General features: G+C 41.5%; 18 protein-coding genes. 8 read left to right on the top strand and 10 right to left on the bottom strand.

Annotation, left to right across the window (positions count from 1 at the left end; all coding sequences use genetic code 11):
- Positions 1-112: 112 nt before the first annotated feature.
- Both FTU77_RS10950 and FTU77_RS10945 read right to left on the bottom strand, forming a co-directional pair.
- A complete protein-coding gene (locus FTU77_RS10950; RefSeq protein WP_180055778.1) occupies positions 113-667 on the bottom strand; it encodes a hypothetical protein in 555 nt (184 codons plus the stop codon).
- A gap of 64 nt (positions 668-731) precedes the next feature.
- Positions 732-3,626, bottom strand: a complete 2,895-nt coding sequence (locus tag FTU77_RS10945) for a valine--tRNA ligase (protein ID WP_180055777.1) — start codon at positions 3,624-3,626, stop codon at positions 732-734.
- A gap of 184 nt (positions 3,627-3,810) precedes the next feature.
- Here FTU77_RS10945 and FTU77_RS10940 point away from each other — a divergent pair, with 184 nt between their 5' ends.
- From FTU77_RS10940 to FTU77_RS10930, 3 genes are all read left to right on the top strand, one after another.
- Positions 3,811-4,482, top strand: coding sequence for a hypothetical protein (locus tag FTU77_RS10940; RefSeq protein ID WP_180055776.1), 672 nt, complete (start codon positions 3,811-3,813; stop codon positions 4,480-4,482).
- 44 nt (positions 4,483-4,526) lie between these two features.
- The gene (locus tag FTU77_RS10935; RefSeq protein WP_180055775.1) at positions 4,527-5,333 is read left to right on the top strand and encodes an SDR family oxidoreductase; all 807 of its coding nucleotides are present in this window, start codon (positions 4,527-4,529) and stop codon (positions 5,331-5,333) included.
- Between the two features lie 74 nt (positions 5,334-5,407).
- Positions 5,408-6,424 carry a hypothetical protein gene (locus FTU77_RS10930; RefSeq protein WP_180055774.1) on the top strand — a complete coding sequence of 339 codons (1,017 nt, stop codon included), beginning with the start codon at positions 5,408-5,410 and terminating at the stop codon, positions 6,422-6,424.
- A gap of 33 nt (positions 6,425-6,457) precedes the next feature.
- Here the strand turns inward: FTU77_RS10930 and FTU77_RS10925 are convergent, their stop codons facing one another.
- From FTU77_RS10925 to sdsA, 8 genes are all read right to left on the bottom strand, one after another.
- Positions 6,458-6,901, bottom strand: coding sequence for a YbjQ family protein (locus FTU77_RS10925; RefSeq protein WP_180005074.1), 444 nt, complete (start codon positions 6,899-6,901; stop codon positions 6,458-6,460).
- A 3-nt stretch (positions 6,902-6,904) separates the two neighbouring features.
- On the bottom strand, positions 6,905-7,261 hold the full coding sequence (locus tag FTU77_RS10920) for a YbjQ family protein (protein WP_180005073.1): 357 nt from the start codon (positions 7,259-7,261) through the stop codon (positions 6,905-6,907).
- A gap of 150 nt (positions 7,262-7,411) precedes the next feature.
- The gene (gene adeK, locus FTU77_RS10915; protein WP_180021981.1) at positions 7,412-8,866 is read right to left on the bottom strand and encodes a multidrug efflux RND transporter AdeIJK outer membrane channel subunit AdeK; all 1,455 of its coding nucleotides are present in this window, start codon (positions 8,864-8,866) and stop codon (positions 7,412-7,414) included.
- Complete coding sequence (locus FTU77_RS10910; protein WP_078192210.1) at positions 8,866-12,045, bottom strand: efflux RND transporter permease subunit; 3,180 nt, start codon at positions 12,043-12,045, stop codon at positions 8,866-8,868. The genes adeK and FTU77_RS10910 overlap by 1 nt, the downstream gene beginning before the upstream one ends.
- A 12-nt stretch (positions 12,046-12,057) precedes the next feature.
- Positions 12,058-13,323: an efflux RND transporter periplasmic adaptor subunit gene (locus FTU77_RS10905; protein WP_168378125.1), complete on the bottom strand. Its 1,266-nt coding sequence runs from the start codon at positions 13,321-13,323 to the stop codon at positions 12,058-12,060.
- A gap of 42 nt (positions 13,324-13,365) precedes the next feature.
- Positions 13,366-13,962 (bottom strand): phosphatase PAP2 family protein, encoded by a 597-nt coding sequence (locus FTU77_RS10900; protein WP_180055773.1) that lies wholly within the window; start codon positions 13,960-13,962, stop codon positions 13,366-13,368.
- Positions 13,963-14,114: 152 nt separating this feature from the next.
- On the bottom strand, positions 14,115-16,166 hold the full coding sequence (locus FTU77_RS10895; RefSeq protein ID WP_180055782.1) for a site-specific recombinase: 2,052 nt from the start codon (positions 16,164-16,166) through the stop codon (positions 14,115-14,117).
- A 31-nt stretch (positions 16,167-16,197) separates the two neighbouring features.
- A complete protein-coding gene (gene sdsA, locus FTU77_RS10890) occupies positions 16,198-17,175 on the bottom strand; it encodes an All-trans-nonaprenyl-diphosphate synthase (protein WP_078191391.1) in 978 nt (325 codons plus the stop codon).
- Between the two features lie 459 nt (positions 17,176-17,634).
- Between sdsA and rplU the strand changes: the two genes are divergently transcribed.
- From rplU to FTU77_RS10855, 5 genes are all read left to right on the top strand, one after another.
- Entirely contained in the window at positions 17,635-17,946 is a 312-nt protein-coding gene (rplU, locus tag FTU77_RS10885) for a 50S ribosomal protein L21 (RefSeq protein ID WP_078191390.1), read from the top strand.
- 19 nt (positions 17,947-17,965) lie between these two features.
- A complete protein-coding gene (gene rpmA / locus FTU77_RS10880; protein ID WP_067764378.1) occupies positions 17,966-18,220 on the top strand; it encodes a 50S ribosomal protein L27 in 255 nt (84 codons plus the stop codon).
- Positions 18,221-18,550: 330 nt separating this feature from the next.
- Complete coding sequence (locus FTU77_RS16170) at positions 18,551-19,717, top strand: YadA-like family protein (protein ID WP_373685821.1); 1,167 nt, start codon at positions 18,551-18,553, stop codon at positions 19,715-19,717.
- Between the two features lie 232 nt (positions 19,718-19,949).
- A complete protein-coding gene (gene lolA / locus FTU77_RS10860) occupies positions 19,950-20,645 on the top strand; it encodes an outer membrane lipoprotein chaperone LolA (RefSeq protein ID WP_180011509.1) in 696 nt (231 codons plus the stop codon).
- 175 nt (positions 20,646-20,820) lie between these two features.
- The gene (locus FTU77_RS10855) at positions 20,821-21,597 is read left to right on the top strand and encodes an RsiV family protein (RefSeq protein WP_180055772.1); all 777 of its coding nucleotides are present in this window, start codon (positions 20,821-20,823) and stop codon (positions 21,595-21,597) included.
- Positions 21,598-21,610 lie beyond the last annotated feature (13 nt).

The following is a 21,610-nucleotide window of genomic DNA, read 5'->3' as shown; positions in this document are numbered from 1 at the left end:
CAAGTAACTTGGACCAGTGTTGATCATTTAGCATTGTTCGAGGCATAGCGAGTGTAAAATTGGGTTTGGCGATTTAATTTTACTATCTCGCTATTTTTTTAATCAACAAATGTCAACAGACCCTAATCTTAATTGAAAAAAGTTTGTTAGTTAGTGCCTCTAAATCCGATGGAATTTGCTCTATCAGGGAGTTTAAGAAAGAAGTACCTAAAAAAACCACATTTTTATGATAAAAATCTAAAATATGTGAAAATCTTTCATTTAATTCATTAATTTCACTATCATCTAATAAAGTTAATATAACTAAAGATTTCAAATGGTTTTTGTTAAGAAAGCTATTCAACATCTTTGATGTAGATTCTACATAGGTTGAAATATTTTTTTCATATTCAATAAACTTTTTAGGATCTAAGTTTTTACTTTCTTTTAATATAATTTCATTTGGGAATACAGCAAAATTTATAGCTACAGGCCCACTTATATCATCAATATTTTCATCTGTAATTATGTTGTAAATTAATTCATTAACTTCAACATATTCTTCAAATGCAATATCTTTGTATTCGAGATATTGTTTTAAAATTGTTTCAATAAATATTTGAATATCTACGGTATGAAGTATCCCTTTTCTTTTAAAAATATCTTTTATTAAATAATCTATGTTCATAATTGTAAAAAAAGAAGCCCCTAAAGGCTTCTTTTTACAGAATAAAAGTCAAATAAGCAACACATTAAAGCGCCGCAATCTGCTCCATATTCGCATTAATCTTCGCTAACTGGTCAGCAAACTCAGCAAGTTTCACTTTCTCACCTTCAACTACAGCCGCAGGTGCTTTCGCCACAAAACCTTCGTTCGCAAGTTTAGTTGCAATTTGGTCATGCTGTTTTTGAACCTTGTCTAAGTCTTTCTGTAAACGACCTAATTCCGCTTTCGGGTCAATTAAACCTTTCATTGGAACAAATACAGACACATGACCGACGACAGAAGAAGAAGACAATGGCGGTTGTTCAGCATCAGCTAGGAAGGTAATGCTTTCAACTTTTGCCAATGCTTTAAACAACGGTTCAATACGAGCAATTTGTGCTTTTTCAGCATCAGTCGTGTTTTGCAGAAGAACAGGCAACAAGCGAGCATTACCTAAGCCCATCTCACCACGGATATTACGTACCGCACCAATCAAACCTTGCAGCCATTGCATATCTGCTTCAGCTTGTTCGTTGATTTTCGCTTCATCCGCAACAGGGTACTGAGCCAACATGATTGTTTCGCCAGAAATGTTCAGTTTCGGCGCAAGCGTTTGCCAAATTTCTTCTGTTAGGTAAGGCATCAACGGATGAGCCAAACGTAAAGATGCTTCCATTACAGCAAGAAGAACACGACGTACTTCAGCTTTACGCTCAACTGATACGTTTTCATCATTTAGAACAGGCTTAGTCAGCTCGACATACCAGTCACAGTATTCATTCCAAATGAACTCGTAAATCGCTTGTGCAGCCAAGTCTAAACGGTAAGTCGCAAATGCTGTTTGCACCACTTGTTCCGCTTTTTGCAGACGGCTCACGATCCATTGTTCAGGCAATTCCCAAAGGTCTTGACGTACTTCTTGACCAATCACTTGCTCTTCGCAGTTCATCATCACGAAACGGGTAGCGTTCCAGATTTTGTTGGCAAAGTTACGGTAACCTTCAACACGTTTCATGTCGAACTTGATGTCACGACCTGTGTTTGCAAGCGCACAGAATGTGAAACGAACAGCATCTGTACCGTAAGATTGAATACCTTCAGGGAATTCTTTACGGGTCGATTTTTCAATCTTCGCGGCTTGTTTCGGGTTCATCAAACCTGTGGTACGTTTTTGTACTAAAGTTTCAAGATCAACACCGTCAATCAAATCTAATGGGTCAAGCACGTTGCCCTTAGATTTAGACATCTTCTGACCTTCGCCATCACGTACCAAACCGTGAACGTACACAGTTTTGAACGGAACTTGCGGTGTGCCGTCTTCATTTTTCATGAAGTGCATGGTCATCATGATCATGCGGGCAACCCAGAAGAAGATGATGTCAAAGCCAGTCACAAGCACATCAGTTGGGTGGAAAGTATTTAAGAAATAGTTTTCTTTATCTTTCGCTGCGTCGCCAGTCCAACCTAAAGTTGAGAATGTCCAAAGACCAGAAGAGAACCATGTATCAAGCACGTCTTCGTCTTGTTTCAATTCAACTTCAGGTGCAATGCCATTTTTCGCACGAACTTCAGCTTCGTCGCGACCGACAAATACATTGCCTTCAGCATCGTACCAAGCAGGGATACGGTGACCCCACCACAATTGACGTGAAATACACCAGTCTTGAATGTTGTTCATCCACGCCATGTACATGTTGCTGTATTGCTCAGGAACGAATTTAATCTCGCCATCTTTTACAGCTTTGATTGCAGGCTCAGCAAGAGGAGCGATCTTCACATACCATTGGTCTGTTAGAAGTGGCTCAACGATCACGCCTGAACGGTCACCACGAGGTGGCTTCAAGGTATATGGTTGAATTTGGTCTAACCAGCCTTCAGCTTCCGCTTGAGCAACCAATTTTTTACGTGCTTCAAAACGTTCTAAACCAATGTAGTCCGCAGGTGCAGGAATAGTTTTAGAAATTTGCTCGCCCGCTTTTGCGATATATTCAAAATCGCTCAACACTTCCGCATTTTTGTTGAAAATGTTGATGATTGGAAGTTCACAGCGTTTGCCCACTTCATAGTCATTGAAGTCGTGCGCAGGGGTGATTTTCACACAGCCTGTACCAAATTCTTTGTCTACATATTCGTCTTTAACGATTGGAACAGCACGGCCTGTAATTGGCAGGATAATGTTTTTACCCACAAGCGCCGCATAGCGTTCATCATCAAGCGCAACCGCAACTGCTGTATCGCCAAGCAATGTTTCAGGACGAGTTGTTGCAACCACGATGTGATCTTTACCGTCGTGCGTGCGGATTGATTTGTCTTCAAAGAAATATTTGAAGTGCCACAATGAACCTGCTTCTTCTTTATCAGACTCAACTTCTAAGTCAGAAAGGGCAGTTTGTAGTTTAGGGTCCCAGTTGACTAGGCGTTTACCACGGTAAATTAAGCCTTCTTCATGTAGCTTAACAAATACTTCTTTCACAGCATTTGATAAACCTTCGTCCATGGTGAAGCGTTCACGAGACCAGTCTACAGATGAGCCTAGACGACGAATTTGACGGGTAATGTTACCGCCAGATTGTTCTTTCCATTCCCACACTTTTTCGATGAACTTTTCACGGCCAAGGTCGTGACGGCTGATGCCTTCTGCGCCAAGCTGACGTTCAACAACCATTTGCGTTGCGATACCTGCGTGGTCGGTACCCGGCTGCCAAAGGGTATTTTTGCCAGACATACGGTTATAACGAGTCAACGCATCCATAATGGCATTGTTGAAACCATGACCCATGTGCAAGCTACCAGTGACGTTTGGTGGCGGAATCATAATACAGAATGAATCACCTTTTTGAGATGGCTTGAAGTAGCCTCTCTCTTCCCAAGTCTTGTACCATTTTTTTTCGATCTCGGTCGGATCGTAGGTCGTAGCAATATTTTGCGCTGAATCAGTCATAGTCTAAACAGATCAAAAGTGGATAAAAAATTAGATCTATTGTAGCAAAAAAAATGGTGAATTAGGGATGTTGGGCGAATGTTAACTTTTAGGATTTGGCAGTAAATAAAAGAGTCCGTATGATAGGACCTAAGATAAGAAGTATCCATTGATCCCAAAACTAAGATAAAAGGAGCAATATCAAATGACTTATTCTATTTCTTTAAAGATTCAACCTACGACATATCAACGTTTTGAGACGATTCATCAAAAACTTAATGCAGGTGAAACAGAAAGTCAGTCCAAAGCCTTAGGGGATAATCTAGCGGATATTGCATGTGAAATTTTAGATCAAGTTTTTGGTCAAATGGCGCGCATGAATAAGTCTGGAGACAATGAATCCGAAAAAATTATTCAGCAAATACGTGAAACGACCCGTAAATATATGCCGTGGTCTGTGTCTTTTTTCGGCAATGACCGCCTTGTACCGATGGTGAATTATTTATATGGACGTTTTTATAGCGAAGATGGTCAGCATTTTATGCATTACCCGATCGATGCCTCTCTAGCGAATGACTTGCTAGGCTTTGTCAGTCAGATGAAAGACGGGCAAAACCAATATGTGCCGCTCGCGTTGAAAGCATTCACGCAAGTGGTCGATGCAGGGGTGACGCATTTGGTGCGTGAACCAAAAAAAATGCTGAAATTTAATATGGTGGTGGATAAAACTTTAACCGGTGTCATCAATCTCACCACGCAACTCGGATATAAACGCTTCGATAAACTCGGCAAAATTTATGATGCACAATCGATGAGTCAGTACTTTGATCATTTTATGGTGTTTTTGAGCAATGAGCCTGTACTACATAAAGCATAAAATACATATAAATGAATAAATTAGTTATTTAAAAGGATGTCAAAATGGCAAAACGTGATGATTTGAACGGAAAAGTGGTATGGATTACTGGGGCATCTTCAGGTTTGGGTGAAGCTTTAGCGAAAGAATGTGCTTTGCAAGGGGCACAGGTCATTTTGACCGCACGTCGTTTTGAAGAGTTGGAAAAAGTCCGGGTTTCATTATTACATCCAGATCAGCATCTTTCAGTGTGTGCAGACATTACCAATGAAGAACAAGTTCGCCATGCTTATGAACAAGTCCTTGCGCATAAAGGCCGAATTGATTGGCTAATCAATAATGCGGGATTGAGTCAGCGTGCATTGATTACGGATACGACTATGCAAACTGAACGTGCCATCATGGAAGTAGATTATTTTTCGCAAGTCTATTTAACCAAAACCGTTTTACCGACATTTTTAGCACAAAAGTCTGGTCGAATTGCTTTTGTCTCAAGTGTTGCAGGCCTCTTAGGGACACAGTACCGCGCGACCTATTCTGCTGCAAAAGCTGCCATTCATATGTGGGCGAACAGTCTACGTGCGGAAGTTGCGGATCAAGGGGTGGGCGTATCGGTGATATTCCCCGGATTTGTCAAAACCAATGTTTCATTTAATGCACTCAATGGTGCCGGCAAGCCACAAGGGCATCAGGATGAAGCCATTGAAAATGGTCTAGAAGCCAATGAGTTTGCCGAAGCAGTAGTGCAATCTTTGCAACGAGGGGAAGAATACATCGTGGTGGGTGGTTCTAAAGAAAAGCTCGGAGTTTGGGTGTCACGTTTATCACCGACAACGTTGTATAAAATGATTCGTAAAACCAAAGTGAAGTAAGTTTTAACAAGTTTAAATTGTTTAAAAGTCACTCTTAACAGTGACTTTTTTAATGAGTATCGAGATTATAAGAAATGAAAAAGAATAATTTTAACAAATGGGGAATAGCCATCATTTTGTGCGCAATCATTGGTGTAATTGGTACGGTGGCTTATTTTTATTTTAAACAGAAAACTCAAAAAATTGAGCACAACTCAACACTCGAAAAGCCTGAAAAAGAAATAGGAACTGTATCAGAACCAGTTACTGAATCTGTTGAGATTGAACCTAATGTTGAAGCGGCGAGTGCAGAAGTTGTAATACGAGGACCGAACGAGGGGTGGTTACCGATCGAAGCACTATTTGATGAAAAAGGATTATTGAAGTCTGAGTATTATAGTCAAAATCCTCAAGATTCAGATGTTGATAAATTACCTTATAGCTCGAATAAAATTGGTGATTTTAAATGGCGAGCTGAATTTCATCCTGTTGATGATTTTAAAGGCGATCAAGCTAGACTCAAAGATCAATGTTTTGGATATTGTATTTTAGTGAAAGGTAAGTTGCTGACCAGTGTTGAATCGACTGTATTTACAGGAGCATTTATTGCGAAAGATCATTTGATCGAAGTGATTGCACATAAGGGGAGTGGCGCATATATGCCTGTCAACTATAGCTTTATCAAAATCGACAAAGCTGGTAATGCAGAGTTAATCTCAGATGATCATAATTCTTACAAAGATCAATTGGCTCGTATCAATCATTCGGGACTCGAGATTGACTTAAAACCATTTAGAAAACTTCAATATTTTCTTCTAATGAATGAAAATGGTTTAAATGTGTCGATGCAAAAACCCAATAAGGTGGATGTCGAACCGACTCAGTGTAAAGAGTATTACGAAGGAACATTAGAGGCATGTCCAACTTTATATGGATGTAAAGCTGACATTGTGGTGCAAGATCTGGCACGTGCTTATGCTGGAGATGTTGCATTTAGTTATCATGATCCAAATATTGATGAAAAGAAATTTAATGAAGTTTGTTTTAAAGTTTGTCGCAATGAAAATGTGAGTTATGAAGAGTTTGAAAACACATTGTGTAAAGTAAATTAAATAGTAAAAATGAATTGGGGAGAAGTAGAGAGATCAGATGTCTCTCTTTTGAATTGCTGTCCCATACGCAAAGACTTCGACCATGCCGCCTTGCATACCCAACTCAGTGGTGCTTAAACGCAGGCCCATAATTTGCGTTGCGCCCATCTTTTCAGCTTCTTGCTTTAAACGCACCACGGCTTCACGACGTGCCCGATCAACGATGCTTTCATAACTGGTTAAACGTCCGCCAAAGAAGTTCTGAATATTGGCAATCACATATTTAAAATAATCATGTGAAATCACTACATTACTTGAAATCAGTTGTCCGAATTGTTCAGTAGTTTTAAAGCGGTTGTTGTCTATGCGAATATGCGCCAATCGCTTTTCTTGAGCTTCGAGTTCTTTGAGATGCTTTTGTTCGATATGGCGACCGAAGCCCCAACCAATACAAAAGAGCACCACAAAGATCAGGACTTTAAAAATAAAGGCATCCATGACTTAGTCCTGAGTTGGAAATGGGTCTGGTAGTTTTGCTGAGTTGGCTTCTACGCGAACTGCCGTGCCATACACAAATAATTCAGAGGCGCCTTGAGCAATATTTGAGGTTGAAAAACGGATACCGACGACTGCATTCGCGCCTAAGGCACGTGCTTTATTAATCATACGGCTCATAGCTTCTTGACGGGATTCTTCGAGTAGTTCTGTATAACCTTTGAGTTCACCACCCACGATATTTTTTAGGCCAGCCATAAAGTCACGACCAACATGTTTACTGCGGACAGTACTGCCATAAACGACATCAAGTTGTTGTGTAATGGTATGACCCGGAACAGATTCAAGATTACTTAAAAGCATTTTTAGTTATCAATATAAAAAGGTGAATTGAAGATAGGAAACTCTTCAACAAAAAGCAATATGTTCATTTTTATTTTGTAGCTCCGATCTAAAAATGAAAAAGCCCACCGAAGTGAGCTTTTCAAATATTACGGGCTAGGCTAAATCAAATTATTGTTTTGATGCAGCTTTACGCTCAGCAGTAGAAGGTTGGTATTGCACAGCATCAGAAGTGTTGGCTTTGATACCACCACCAAGTGTTTTATACAATTCAACTTGATTGTTGAGATTTGCTTGTTCAAGCAACAACAAACCTTGCTCAGCTGCATAAGATGCACGCTGCGCATCAAGTACAGTTAAGTAGCTATCAATACCAGCACGGAAGCGGGCATTTGACAGTTTGTAGGTTGTATTGGTTGCATCAACTAAACGGCGCTGTGCTGCAATACGGTCACCAATGTTTTGGCGAACTGCAAGCGCATCATTTACTTCACGGAAAGCTGACTGAACTGATTTTTCATAATCAGACAATGCAATTTTCTGGTCAGTTTCAGAAACTTTAATATTGGCCTGACGTGTACCCCAGTCGAAGATTGGAATATCTAGGCTAGGGCCAGCAGACCATACAAAGTTGCCTGATTTAAATAGATCACCTAAGTCCGTTGAAGCATAACCCGCAGAACCTGTCAGGCTAATCGTAGGGAACAGACGTGCTTTAGCTGCACCAATGTTCGCACCGGCAGCAGACAGTTTATATTCAGCTGCACGGACATCTGGACGGTTGTTCAACAAGTCACTTGGAATACCTGAACCAATGGTATTGGTCGAAGTAATTCGATTGACACGTTGGTTCGGCAGCAAGTTCGCAGGTACTTGTTGACCCACTAATAGGTTCAATAAGTTTTGCGCTTGAGCAATTTGAGTTTTGTAGTTCGCAACATCATTACGTGCAGTTTCTACAGAAATTTGAGCCTGACGAACAGGAACTTCACTGTCAATACCGACATCAAAACGCTTTTTGTTCAGGTTGTAAGATTCAAGCTGAGCCTTTAAGGTTTGATCTGCAAGCTTCAAGTTTGAGTTAGCGTATGCATAGTTTAACCATGCTTGAGCCACTTGACCGATCAACGCAATTTGTGTTGCATCACGGGCACTTGCAGTTGCAAGGTAACTGTCTAAAGCATTGTCTTTTAAGCTACGTACACGACCCCAAAAATCAAGTTCATAAGCAGTGACACCTAAACCGACATTATAAGAGGTGATAGGCTTTTGTGTATTCAACGTGTCTTGACGAAGTACACTACCACTTGCACCAATGGTTGGTAATTGACCATTGGCAGTGATTTGATACTGTTGCTGTGCACGTTCAATATTTAAAGCAGCCGTACGTAGGTCACGGTTATTGGCTAAAGCTAAGTCAAGAACTTGTACCAGACGTTGGTCAGCAAAGAAATCTTTATATCCTTGTTCAGCAACAGAAGTACCAGAAGCACTTGCTGTGTAGCTTTCGGGGATATTGGTCTGAACAACCGGCTCTGGACCACGCATGCTTTGGCAGGCAGCCAAAGCAAGCGCAAGTGAAGAAACCGCAATGCTACGACCTGCAATAGACCATACATTTTGCATCACGATAAATGCTCCTGATTATTTTGTTGTTTTGGTTTGTACTTAAAGATACTTCGGATCCATACGTAGAACACAGGAATAAAGAAGATACCAAGTAGGGTAGAACTGATTACGCCACCCAATACACCATAACCTACAGAGTGCTGGCTACCTGCACCTGCACCCGAAGAAAGGGCAAGCGGAAGTACACCAAAACCAAAGGCTAAAGTGGTCATGATAATTGGACGTAGACGCATTTTAGCGGCATGCAATGTTGCGTCAAACAGATCTTCACCTTTTTCTTGAAGTTCTTTGGCGAATTCTACGATCAAGATCGCATTCTTCGCGGACAAACCAATGACGGCAATAATAGCCACCTGGAAGTAAATGTTATTCGCCAAGTTTGGATTTTTGAAGAACACCATTCCAAGGAAAGTCAGTAATAACGCACCCAATACACCTAATGGTACAACCAGTAATACTGAGAACGGAATAGACCAGCTTTCATACAAGGCAGCAAGACATAGGAAGACGATTAACAATGAAAGTGCGTATAGGAATGGTGCTTGTGCGCCAGACTCACGTTCTTCTAGAGATAAACCAGTCCATTCATAGTCAAAGCCTTGAACGCCCATCGAAGGAAGTTTTTGTACAATTTCTTCCATCGCTTTCATCGCGTCGCCCGAACTTACACCTACACCCGGTGAACCTTGAATGTTCACAGATGCGATACCGTTATAACGTTCAAGACGTGGTGAACCATAAGTCCATTCGCCAGTAGCGAAGGTCGAGAATGGTACCATTGTGCCTTGGTTGTTACGGACATACCACTGGCTCAGGTCTTCAGGCATCATACGTGCCGCAGCTTCACCTTGTACATAGACTTTCTTCACACGACCACGGTCAACGAAGTCATTGATGTAAGAACCACCCCATGCCATACCCATTGTGGTGTTAATCTCAGAAATACTCACACCCATAGCACCAGCTTGAGCTTGGTCAATCGTGATTTTGTACTGTGGTGTATCTTCTTGACCGTTAGGACGAACACCCATGAGGCGTTTATCTTGAGCAGCCATACCGAGTACCATATTACGGGCATCGATAAGTTGTTGATGAGTTTGACCTGCAGAAGCTTTTAACTGCAAGTTGAAGCCGGCAGTTACACCCAATTCAGGCATTGCTGGTAATTGGATTGGCATGATGTATGAAGCATCCTTCACGATCATGTTCAATGCCATACCACGTTGAATAATCGCACCCACTTGAGATTCAGGTGATGTACGGTCTTCCCAATCTTTTAACTTGATGAATGCAAGACCTGCGTTTTGACCTACACCTGTGAACGAGAAACCGGCAACACTGAATACAGAATCGACATATTTTTCTTCGTTTTTCAGGAAGTAATCGGTCATTGCAGTGACAGTTTTATCCGTACGCTCAAGTGAGGCATTCGGTGGTAACTGTACCAGTGTCATTACAACACCTTGGTCTTCTTCAGGTAAGAATGATGATGGTAACTTTTGGAATAAAAGCACTAATAAGCCGATTACAACTGCATAAATCACACCAGAGAAAATCTTGTGGTGTGTCATGAAGTTCACGCCGCCTTGGTATTTATGCGCAACTTTATCAAAAGAGCTGTTAAACCAACGGAAGAAACGGGCAAAGATATTGTTGCTTTCAGGTTTGTTTGGATCATGTTGTTTCAACATGGTCGCACATAGGGCAGGGGTAAAGGTCAATGCTACAATCAATGACAGAATCATTGCTGTTACCAGCGTGATTGAGAACTGACGATAAATTACACCTGTCGTACCACCGAAGAATGCCATCGGCACGAATACAGCGGTTAACACAGAGGTAATACCGATTAAGGCACCCGAGATCTGTTTCATTGAGATTTCAGTTGCAGTCACGGGGTCAAGATGATCTTCAACCATGACACGTTCAACGTTCTCTACGACAACAATCGCATCATCCACGAGGAGACCAATCGCCAGTACCATCGCGAACATGGTGAGTGTGTTGATCGAGAAACCAAACATGTTAATGACAGCAAAAGTACCCAATACCACTACAGGTACAGCCAATGTCGGAATAATCGTTGCGCGCCAGTTCTGTAAGAATAAGAACATCACAAAGAATACAAGAATCACGGCTTCTACAAGGGTATGTACAACACTTTCAATCGATAACTTAATGAATGGAGTCGTATCAAATGCAAGCGTGTCTTTTAAACCTTCAGGGTAGTTTGGACGTAGTTCTTTTAAACGTGCTTCAACAGCTTCGGCTGTATCTAATGCGTTTGCACCAGTTGCTAGTTTGATCGCTACACCACCAGCAGGTTTGTTGTTGAACTTAGAGTCGAACTGATAGTTGTCAGCACCTAATTCAACACGTGCAACATCACCTAAACGTACTTGAGCACCATCACTACTGTTACGCAGGAAAATGTTTTTAAACTGCTCTGGTGTTTGCAACAAACTTTGTGCTGTAACTGTCGCGTTCAGTACTTGACCTTCAGTTGCAGGCGCACCGCCTAACTGACCAACAGCAACCTGAGCATTCTGTGTACGGATAGCCGCAGCCACATCACTCGGTGTAACTTTCAGGTTTGCCATTTTGGCTGGATCTAGCCAAATACGCATCGCATAAGAACCACCGAATACTTGGACTTCACCTACACCTGCCACACGGCTGAGAGGTTCAGAAATATTCGAGTTTACATAGTCCTTAATGTCGTCCGCAGTCAACTTGCCCGACGGTGAGTGGAATGCTACAACTTGTAGGAAGCTTGCGCCAGATTTGGTGACTTTTACACCTTGACGCTGTACATCTTCAGGTAATAGCGCTGTCGCAGACTGGAGTTTGTTTTGGACTTGAACTTGGGCGATATCTGGATCGATCCCTTGTTCAAAGTTCAATGTAATAGATGCCTGACCGTTACCCGCACTGTTTGACGAAATATAACGTAAGCCATCCAAACCATTCATTTGTTGTTCAATGATTTGGGTTACGGTGTTTTCAACTGTTTCTGCAGATGCACCAGGGTAAGTCGCAGAGATTGAAACCGTTGGCGGCGCAATGGTCGGATACTGTGCAATTGGCATATTTGATAGCGTGAGTACACCCGCTAGCATAATTACCAATGCAATCACCCACGCAAAAATGGGGCGATGAATAAAGAATTGAGCCATTCAGTCTACTCCTTATGCGTTTGAAGTAGCTTTTTGTTCAGTTTTAGGCGCTGCTTGTTCTGTTGCTTTACCTTGTTCTTTTGCTGCAGCAGGTTGTTGAGCACCTTGAGGTGCAGCAGCCTGAGGTTGATACGGTTTGGCTACAACTTGTTGCTCTGGCTTAACTTTCGCAATACCGTCAACAATCACTTTATCGCCAGTATTCAAGCCTTGAGTCACGATCCAATTCGAACCTTGTGTACCAACAGTGGTTACAGGGCGAGATTCAACAGCACCTTTTGCATTCACAATCATTGCCATTGCTTGACCTGTAGGGGTACGTGTAATAGCAGCTTGTGGAATGAGGTAAGCGTTTGGAATCACACCCTGAACGATGCGAGCATTGGCAAACATACCCGGAAGCAATAAATGGTTCGGGTTAGAGAACACAGCACGAAGGGTAACCGTACCTGTATCAGGGTTCACACTTGCATCAGAGAATGCAAGACGACCTTCAATTGGGTATTCGCTACCATCTTCAAGACGTAATTTCACTTTGGTGTTATTACTGCTGTCTAAGTTGCCTTTGCTTAACTGTTGGCGTAGACGAAGAAGTTCAGCACTTGATTGGTTAATGTCAACGTACATTGGATCAAGACGTTGAATTGTGACTAATGGATCAGCCTGAGATGCAGTAACTAAAGCACCCGCTGTCACTGTTGAACGGTTGGTTTGACCTGAAATTGGCGCACGTACAGTTGAGTAACCTAAGTTAATTTCTGCATTTTTAAGTTCTGCCTGAGATGCAGCAACATCTGCTTCAGCCAGTTTAACTTGAGCAACAATATCGTCGTATTCTTGTTTAGAAATCGCATTTGAGCCAACAAGCTGACGGTAACGACCTTCTTTAACACGTAACACGTTTAGGTTTGCTTGTTGACGTGTTAAAGCAGCACGAGCACTGTCAGCTGAAGCACGGTTTGTACGCGAGTCGATCTCGTACAAGGCTTGTCCTTCGCGAACATAACTGCCTTCTGCAAATAGACGTTTCAGTACTACACCACTGGTTTGTGGACGTACTTCTGAAATTTCATAGGCAGATGTACGGCCGGAAAGTTCAACAGATTGTTCAACGCTTTGCGGTTGGGCAACAATGACACCGACTTCAGTTGGTGGCATTTGCTGTGCAGCAGCAGCTTGCTGTGCATCTTTAGGATCTTTGCTACAACCAACAAGTGCAATACTTGTTGCCAATGCGCAAGCAGTCAGGGCGGGAGCCCAAAGCTTTGCAGACATCATTGTTCCACCTCAATTAGATATTTATCTAAATTATTCATTTGTTTACGCTTTACTGATTTTGATGTAACTCAAATAAAGTAGCGCGATCCAAATAAAACTTATGCTCCAACCGGATAAGACATCTGTCGGAAAATGAACCCCAACATATACTCGCGAAACACCCATACACAGCATCCATAACAATGCCAAAATGGTGATCAAGCGATGTTGAGCATGTTGTCGGTAAATCAAGATCATAAGACACGCAAGCGATGCAGCATAACAACTGTGTGCGCTTGGGAATGAACTCCCGTAAGACGCTACAAGATGGTACATTTCTGGGGGACGCGGTCTGGTGAACGTAAATTTAAGCAACCATGCAAGGCCGATACTTCCAAAGATCCCTATACTGATAAAAACAATCTCTGTGTATTTTTTATACCACGCAAAGTGTAAACACCATAGCGTGGTGAAAAATAATACAAAAGGCATGCCGCCTAGCGCCGAAAGTCCGATGGCAATTTGATTAAAAACAGCAATACGGTGCTGACTCATCCATTCCACGATATTTAAATCTATTAGATTTAAATGGCTAGAATAAAGCGACAACACACTGATAATTAATGCAAAAAAACCAACAAACAGTAGCGTTCGTGGCATATTTTATTCCTTGTCATTTTAACCGGTTCGAGCTCGGTTAATTAATGGACTAAAGTGTACTCATCAGTACACTTTATTTCAAGTCTGTGTAAATCATACTGATTTTATTTTTTGTGTTCATTTACATCTTACTAAAATAAAACACAAATCTGCTAATGATTGTTCTTACTGGCTTGTGTGCCATCTTCAACTTCAAGTGGGGTTTTCGGTGGCCAGAAAAAGTCACTTGGTCGAGTTAGAAAATGAGTCATCACCAATTTAGCCAGGGGTTTCCATTGTTCAAATCTTACGCGACGAGCCCGTAGTGCCACAATAATTGTTAACGTGAAACTGACGAATAAGTTAGTCAGACCGATCAGAATAACCCCTAAGAATGACACAATGATTAAGCCAATGTCTGGCGAACCATTGATATTGATGAGGCCTTGAATAAAGTTAGCCGATGCGAAGGCAATATGGCGAATATCTAAAGGTAAACCTAAGATATAACCAATTGTGCCCATACTACCCAGCATGATCCCGAATAAGAAGTTACCCGCCAAAGCACCTAAGTTTCGTTCAATGTAAGCGGCAAACTTATCCAGTCTGTCTTGACCCATGATGCGTTTTAACTTTGGATGCGCTTGAATTCGTGGTCCAACTTTGCGATAGACCGCCATGTTGTCAAAGTAACCGGCAATCAAACCCGATAAAAACAAACATACCCCAGCAATCGCAGCATGTGGGACAGCGAGAGAAGTGAATGGGTTAAGGTCGTGTAATGTTTTGGCTGCTTTTGCATGATTCATTAAAGGTTCATGTAAAGCCATGTCCCAACTGAGGGCAATCAGCGCTGCAACAGGAATCGCAATACTGATGTTGCCTAAAATTGCAATAAACTGGGTGCGGATAATATTAATAATCAGCGCGGCAAGTTCGGCAATCTGAGCCATTTTCGAGCCTTTACGATGCTGAACCGTTGAGGCAAGTGCGGCAGCTGTCATCGCAGGCTGTTTGGTAGCAACCGTAAAATGTAAGACATGAATCAGCATAAAGCCGAAAGAGTAGTTCAGACTATATGAAATGGCTTGCATGAGCGGTGCCATGGTGACACGGGTCATCAGCACTTTTAGTGTTGCCATACATGCAATGATCACGCCGGCACCTGCCGCAGATCGGTACATGCTCATAAAGCTTTGTTTGTCCGTACTTACATAGTGTTCGCCAGTTTTACTTGCATTTTCGGTGACTTGTAGGGCAACCAATTCACTATTGGTGGCGAGCAAATCGCGCACACTGCGTTCGCTATAAATCGCTGACGTCACATCACTGAGTAAACTACCCATAGAAACATAGCGGACATCATCTTCTTCAACAATCAGGTTGAGTAAGATTTCTAAGCGATCTAAACACTGTTCTAAAAGCGACAATAAGTAAGTCAGGCTGACACTTACGCCAATTCGTTTGGTCGCACGCCGAATCTTCAGCACCACATCACGACATTGTTCCAGCATCACCAACGCTTGAGAAGCATCCGGCGGTAGCACGGCACTCATTTCTTCAGCACTTTGATGGAGCTTTTTATACTGTTGAATAAAATCGTTTATTTCACGGTTTTGCACCAAAAAAGGCGATTCATATTCGGTCAGTTCAGGCTGCGCATTAATAAATTCAGGATATAAGCCAATACCACTCACCCGATAAGACAAAACGGTAATGGCCTTAATTAATTCACGGCGAATTTTCTTTTTTTCTTCCTGATTGCTATGACCTTGGTTAAACAATCGAAAGAGCTGCATCCATTGCTGATCATCAATACTGTCGAGCCAATATTTGTCGCTATGACGATAAAAAACTCGACGGACTAAATCTTGTAGTTGAGTTTCGTCATTGATCAGGGGAAGAAAATGTGCGCCAAGACGTTGGAACAGTTGTCCCCAAAAACCATCGAGAGACAAAATACCCGTGTCCGCATATAAACTGGTTTGTTTATATCGGCTAATGAGGTTTAGAACAAAGCTTTGCAGGGTAGAGGCTGCATCTGGCGTGATGAGTAAAGCTTGGATGAAAGCCTGAAATTTTTTCTTAATTTCGTCGGTATTTTTTGTATCTTCTGGTCGAATTCGGTTGACCAATTCGATCAGCAAGTTTTCATCCAGCACAGCCCGAGGGGTATCGAGCTGTTGCTGCATGGTCAAAAAGATATCATTCAGTTTTATATGCATAGGCAAGGGGAATTACGATGAATATTGTTAATTATTGAATTCGGTGTAATGCCAAGTTTGCGAGGTTGATTAAAGCTTGACGATATTCAGTATCTGGTAGCGCTGCTAAAGCGGCTAGTGCTGCCTCAGTTTCTTCAGTCGCTCGTTGGCTACAATAATCAAGCGCCCCAGAGCTTTGTACAATCTGAATAACACGCTCTAAATCTGCCGTACCACCTGTGGCAATACTGCGGCGAATAATGTCATGTTCTTCGCCAGTGGTATTCTTTAAGGCAGAGATTAAAGGTAAAGTTGGTTTACCTTCCATCAAATCATCGCCAATATTTTTACCTAATGTTTCAGCATCTGAGGTGTAATCTAAAATATCGTCAATAATTTGAAAGGCATTTCCAAAGTGTCCGGCAAATTTTCTAAGCGGTTCACGGTACTCTGGTGTACCAGTCAGAATCGCTGCACCTTCGGTAGCGAGCTCAAATAAACGCGAAGTTTTACCGTGAATAATATCTAAATAGGTTTGTTCAGTAGTTTCGGGTTGGTGTTGTGATTGAAGTTGTAAAACTTCACCTTCAGCAATTTCACAGGTACCCGTTGAAAAGTCTTTGAGTAATACTTTGCTGTCTAGATCCACCAATAAATCAAAAGCGCGAGAAATCAAAAAATCACCCACAAGTACGGCAGTTTGATTATTCCATGTCGCATTTGCGGTTGGGCGGCCACGGCGTAAACCCGATTCATCGACTACGTCGTCATGTACCAAGGTTGCGGTATGTAGCATTTCAATAATTGCTGCAAGTTTACGGTGTTTTTCTAAATCTTCTGCGCCACAAGCCTTTGCTGCAAGTAAGCACATAATGGGACGCATGCGTTTACCGCCTGCTTCGACTACATGTTTACTGACTGCCATGACCAAGGCAACTTTAGATGTGATCCCTTCATTAATAAATTTGTCCATCGCAGCAAAGTCAGTAGCAACAGGCGCGAGAATATCTTGCTTAAAGTCGATGGTCATATGAAGAGAAACCTCAATAATTTTTGAATTACAGACGTAGTGTAGCAATTTGTTATATGAATAACAGATAAGAACTTACTCAATTGACTTAATCTTAAGTGATTTTTTTCATCAAGCGGAAGTATTGTACTTATTTTTTAACAGACTTTTATCTTTAGCATGTTGTTTGAACAGCATGTTGTTGATGTCAGTCCAGAGTATATTAGCGAATTGTTGCTAAAAATCTATGTCAAACCTTGTCAAAAGCATGATAAGTGAAATAGAGCACTCATTTTAATACTTTTAATGACACTGTTTATATAATAAACGCATACTCATCTAATATTTTACGGAAATGACTTGTTGTTTTTCGGGTTATCCCTTAAAATCTTTGCCTTTGCAAAACCCCAGTGACGATCGTTTTAAGATCGGTATATCCCTTTACCGGCACGACAACACGGGCATGTTTGGAGTACTTAAATGTACGCAGTAATCCAAAGCGGTGGTAAACAACACCGTGTAGTTGAGGGTGAAACCCTTAAAGTAGAATTATTGAAAGCTGAAACTGGCTCAACTGTTACTTTTGATGACGTGTTGATGCTTGTTAACGGTGACAGCATTCAAATTGGTGCACCAGTAGTAGCTGGCGCTAAAGTAACTGCTGAAGTAGTTAGCCATGGTCGTCACGACAAAATCCGCATCATCAAAATGCGTCGTCGTAAACACTATCGTAAACAACAAGGTCACCGTCAATGGTTCACTGAGTTGAAAATTACAGCTATTTCAGGCTAATTACGAGGAGTAAGTAGACATGGCAACTAAAAAAGCCGGTGGTTCGACTAAAAACGGTCGTGACTCGAACCCAAAAATGTTGGGTGTTAAAATCTACGGCGGTCAATCTGTGACTGCTGGTAACATCATCGTTCGTCAACGTGGTACTGAATTCCACGCTGGTGTAAATGTAGGTATGGGCCGTGACCATACTTTATTTGCAACTGCTGACGGCGTTGTGAAATTCGAAGTGAAAGGCCAATTCGGTCGTCGCTACGTATCTGTTGAAGCGTAAGCTTTAATAGAAAAAAACCCGCATTTTTTGCGGGTTTTTTTTGTCTGAATAAAATTTGAGGTATTTTTCTTGATTGTTGTAAACGATGTATGTAGCAATAAACCACCATAAATAGTGATTTAAATCACAAAATATAAAGAGCGTAATAGAGGAGTACAAATACAAAAAAAGGATAAGGACATGAATAAAATATTGAATACAGTTTTTATCGGTGCTGACTATCAGAAAAGGAATTGTCCTGATAAAAGCCAACAAATTGCATTTTAAAAGACACTACAACTTGGTGAAATAACTTCAATCGCTATTAAAGCTGTACCAAAATTACTAGCTGTGAGTATTTTACTGTCATTGGGTTCAATCACTTGGGCTAGCGGTTCAGGAGAGCATACCTTAGGTGGTTCAACCTGTTCGAGTAGCTGTAATGATTCACATCAGCATTCAGGAGGCAAAGGACACACAAGTCATGGAAATGGCAATGGTTATGGACATAGTGGCGGAGGAAAACCTCATACTGGACCACAAGGACCACAAGGACCACAAGGACCACAAGGACCACAAGGACCACAAGGACCACAAGGACCACAAGGACCACAAGGACCACAAGGACCACAAGGACCACAAGGACCACAAGGACCACAAGGTGTAAAAGGTGATACTGGAGCACAAGGTGAACAAGGTCTTCAAGGTTTACAGGGCGAGCAAGGTATCCAAGGTGTGAAAGGTGATACTGGAGCGCAAGGTGAACAAGGTCTTCAAGGTTTACAGGGCGAGCAAGGTATCCAAGGTGTGAAAGGTGATACTGGAGCACAAGGTGAACAGGGTTTTCAAGGTTTACAGGGCGAGCAAGGTATTCAAGGTGTAAAAGGTGATACTGGAGCAACAGGTGAGACAGGAGCCACTGGATATAATGCTTATCAAGTTGCGCAAGTAAATGGTTTTGACGGTACCATTACCGAATGGCTCGCTAGCTTAAAAGGCGATATGGGTAATACAGGTATGACTGGTGCAACAGGTTTTAGTACTTATGACGTTGCAGTTGGTAATGGTTTTGAAGGCAGCGTTACTCAATGGTTGGCCAGCCTTAAAGGAACAAATGGTACCAATGGGATCTCTAAAGAAGTAATGGATGCTGCGGACACCTATATCCTGAATGAAGCAAAAACTTATGTGAACCAAGTTGGGCAACAAACTCTTAACCAGGCAAACGCCTATACTAATAGTCGTGTAAACGCATTGAATAGAGACATGCGAAAACTCGAAGATCGAACCTATGCAGCAGTGGCTTCAAGCATTGCAATCGCTTCCTTACCACAACCCACAGATGCAGGTTACAACATGTTCAGTGCAGGTATGGGGACTTGGGACGGTGAGCAAGGCTATGCACTTGGCTTCAGTGGTGTCACTGAAAACAAAAAATATGTGTATAAAATTGGGGTAACCAGCAACTCTGAAAGTGACTTTGGTGCAGGAGCTGCTATTGGGTGGCAATGGAAATAACTGAAAATTGGAATGTTGAAATTGCTAAATCATGGTTTAATTATTTGAAAGGCATTTGAGTCAAATCAAGGGCCTTTTTACTTTATATTTCTCCATCATGATGAATAAAAAACAGCAATTTGCATTAATAACCATACAAAACTTCTTATTTTCTCTAAATTTAGTCAATGAAAGTGGTTTAAGATGGAGCCATCTAACAAATTGCGTTGATGCAAATATAAAAGGTGAATCTATGAAAATGCTTCGTAAAACCATCTGTGCTATGGCATTAGGTGCAGCGACACTGGCACCGGTTATGAGTACGACAGTATTCGCGGCACCAGTTGCAGCGTCGGAGCAGCAGGCAACTGCCAATTTGGTGAAACAATTATCGGGTATTAAAAGTTTTACTGCTAACTTTCAGCAAACTACAAAAGTGACCAACCCGAAAGCCACTCAAAAGAAAGGTTTAAGTGCGCAGCATATGAACCAGACTTTTACTGGGGTAATGAAAGTTCAGCGTCCGGGTAAATTCTATTGGGAAACAACCAGCCCATCTAAGCAAACCATTGCGACTACAGGTAAAACAGTTTGGATCTATGACCCAGACCTACAACAAGCAGTACGCCAAAGCTTAGATGACCAAGTTGCGAATACGCCTGCATTATTATTGTCGGGTAATACGGCTCAAATCATGAAGTCTTATCGTATTACACAGCCAAATAAGACAAAAACTTATTACACCTTATATCCAAAAAGTGATGATGGCGTATTTCAAAGCTTAACCATTAGTTTTGGTGCGAAAAATGCACCAACCTTAATGATTCTCCAAGACTCATTAGGTCAAACAACAAATGTACGTTTCAATAATGTGAAGGTGAATGCGTCTATTCCAGCGTCAACCTTTAACTTTGTACCTCCAAAAGGTACGGACATTATTGATCAATAATTCTCATGAACGAAAAAAAGCAGACATCGGTCTGCTTTTTTTATGGAGAAATGTAAAGCAAGCAAGCTGAATTTAAGTGAAATTTAGTAGTATGCTGATATTCGCAGGTTGCTTAAATGAAGTGACTTGTGGTTTTGACTGTTGCTATAGGGAATTTTGGGATGAAAAAAATCATATGAATAATATAGCTTGGGCTGTTTCAGCTGTGGTTTTAATTGGGTCATTAACGGCCTGTCATCCTCGAAATGAACCTGTTGAAGGTGCAACGACGGAACAGAAGCCAGCGGTCGTCGCTGATGCGATTCCACTTATTCAATCGAAATCTGTTGCGATGCAATTGCCGAAAGCACAAGCTTGCGATGCGGAAGGTTGTACCCAATATACGATTCAAACGGTTGAAACCAATGTTGATTGGATTAATCAATATTTTACTGACCGAATTAAAAAGGCAGATCCGATTGCATTTTCAACTGAGCCGAATCAAAAAATTGATTTATCGGACAAGACGGATGCAGGCTTAAGTCAAAGTACCACTTCTGTTCGATATATTAGTCAGTGGGGACATATCGCAACTTTTGCGATCGAAAGCTATACCTATGCAGCGCATGCTGCTCATGGCATGTCTCATGTTGAATATGTCAATTTTGATTTAAAAGCTAAAAAACGTTTGGCTTTACAAGATGTCTTGGTCAAAGGTGCAGATGCGAAAGTGATTAGCGCACTTTTTGATGCCAACTATATGTGGTTGGATAGTCACGATATTGAACGTTCAAAACTACAGTTAAGCGATAATTTTTATTATGGCGCGAACGGGATCGTATTTGCTTATCCGCTGTATGAATTGGCGAGCTACGCAGAGGGCATGCCTGAGCTAAAACTTCCATATTTTATGGCTAAAGGGCTATTTAAACCTGAATATTTACCAAGTTTGCCAAATTACGAAACCAAATAAGACAATTTGAGGC

The organism is Acinetobacter sp. YH12142, assembly GCF_013418435.1.
GTDB classification, from domain to species: domain Bacteria; phylum Pseudomonadota; class Gammaproteobacteria; order Pseudomonadales; family Moraxellaceae; genus Acinetobacter; species Acinetobacter amyesii.
This window is presented reverse-complemented; position numbering and strand designations above follow the sequence as displayed.

What these genes read in the sequence shown, in the direction of transcription:
- FTU77_RS10950 (WP_180055778.1), bottom strand. Translation starts at nt 667, where the DNA reads ATGAACATAGATTATTTAATAAAAGATATTTTTAAAAGAAAAGGGATA.
- FTU77_RS10930 (WP_180055774.1), top strand. Translation starts at nt 5,408, where the DNA reads ATGAAAAAGAATAATTTTAACAAATGGGGAATAGCCATCATTTTGTGC.
- FTU77_RS10905 (WP_168378125.1), bottom strand. Translation starts at nt 13,323, where the DNA reads ATGATGTCTGCAAAGCTTTGGGCTCCCGCCCTGACTGCTTGCGCATTG.
- sdsA (WP_078191391.1), bottom strand. Translation starts at nt 17,175, where the DNA reads ATGACCATCGACTTTAAGCAAGATATTCTCGCGCCTGTTGCTACTGAC.
- FTU77_RS10920 (WP_180005073.1), bottom strand. Translation starts at nt 7,261, where the DNA reads ATGCTTTTAAGTAATCTTGAATCTGTTCCGGGTCATACCATTACACAA.
- FTU77_RS10855 (WP_180055772.1), top strand. Translation starts at nt 20,821, where the DNA reads ATGAATAATATAGCTTGGGCTGTTTCAGCTGTGGTTTTAATTGGGTCA.
- FTU77_RS10940 (WP_180055776.1), top strand. Translation starts at nt 3,811, where the DNA reads ATGACTTATTCTATTTCTTTAAAGATTCAACCTACGACATATCAACGT.
- rplU (WP_078191390.1), top strand. Translation starts at nt 17,635, where the DNA reads ATGTACGCAGTAATCCAAAGCGGTGGTAAACAACACCGTGTAGTTGAG.
- adeK (WP_180021981.1), bottom strand. Translation starts at nt 8,866, where the DNA reads ATGCAAAATGTATGGTCTATTGCAGGTCGTAGCATTGCGGTTTCTTCA.
- FTU77_RS10945 (WP_180055777.1), bottom strand. Translation starts at nt 3,626, where the DNA reads ATGACTGATTCAGCGCAAAATATTGCTACGACCTACGATCCGACCGAG.
- FTU77_RS10895 (WP_180055782.1), bottom strand. Translation starts at nt 16,166, where the DNA reads ATGCATATAAAACTGAATGATATCTTTTTGACCATGCAGCAACAGCTC.
- rpmA (WP_067764378.1), top strand. Translation starts at nt 17,966, where the DNA reads ATGGCAACTAAAAAAGCCGGTGGTTCGACTAAAAACGGTCGTGACTCG.
- lolA (WP_180011509.1), top strand. Translation starts at nt 19,950, where the DNA reads ATGAAAATGCTTCGTAAAACCATCTGTGCTATGGCATTAGGTGCAGCG.
- FTU77_RS10925 (WP_180005074.1), bottom strand. Translation starts at nt 6,901, where the DNA reads ATGGATGCCTTTATTTTTAAAGTCCTGATCTTTGTGGTGCTCTTTTGT.
- FTU77_RS10900 (WP_180055773.1), bottom strand. Translation starts at nt 13,962, where the DNA reads ATGCCACGAACGCTACTGTTTGTTGGTTTTTTTGCATTAATTATCAGT.
- FTU77_RS10935 (WP_180055775.1), top strand. Translation starts at nt 4,527, where the DNA reads ATGGCAAAACGTGATGATTTGAACGGAAAAGTGGTATGGATTACTGGG.
- FTU77_RS10910 (WP_078192210.1), bottom strand. Translation starts at nt 12,045, where the DNA reads ATGGCTCAATTCTTTATTCATCGCCCCATTTTTGCGTGGGTGATTGCA.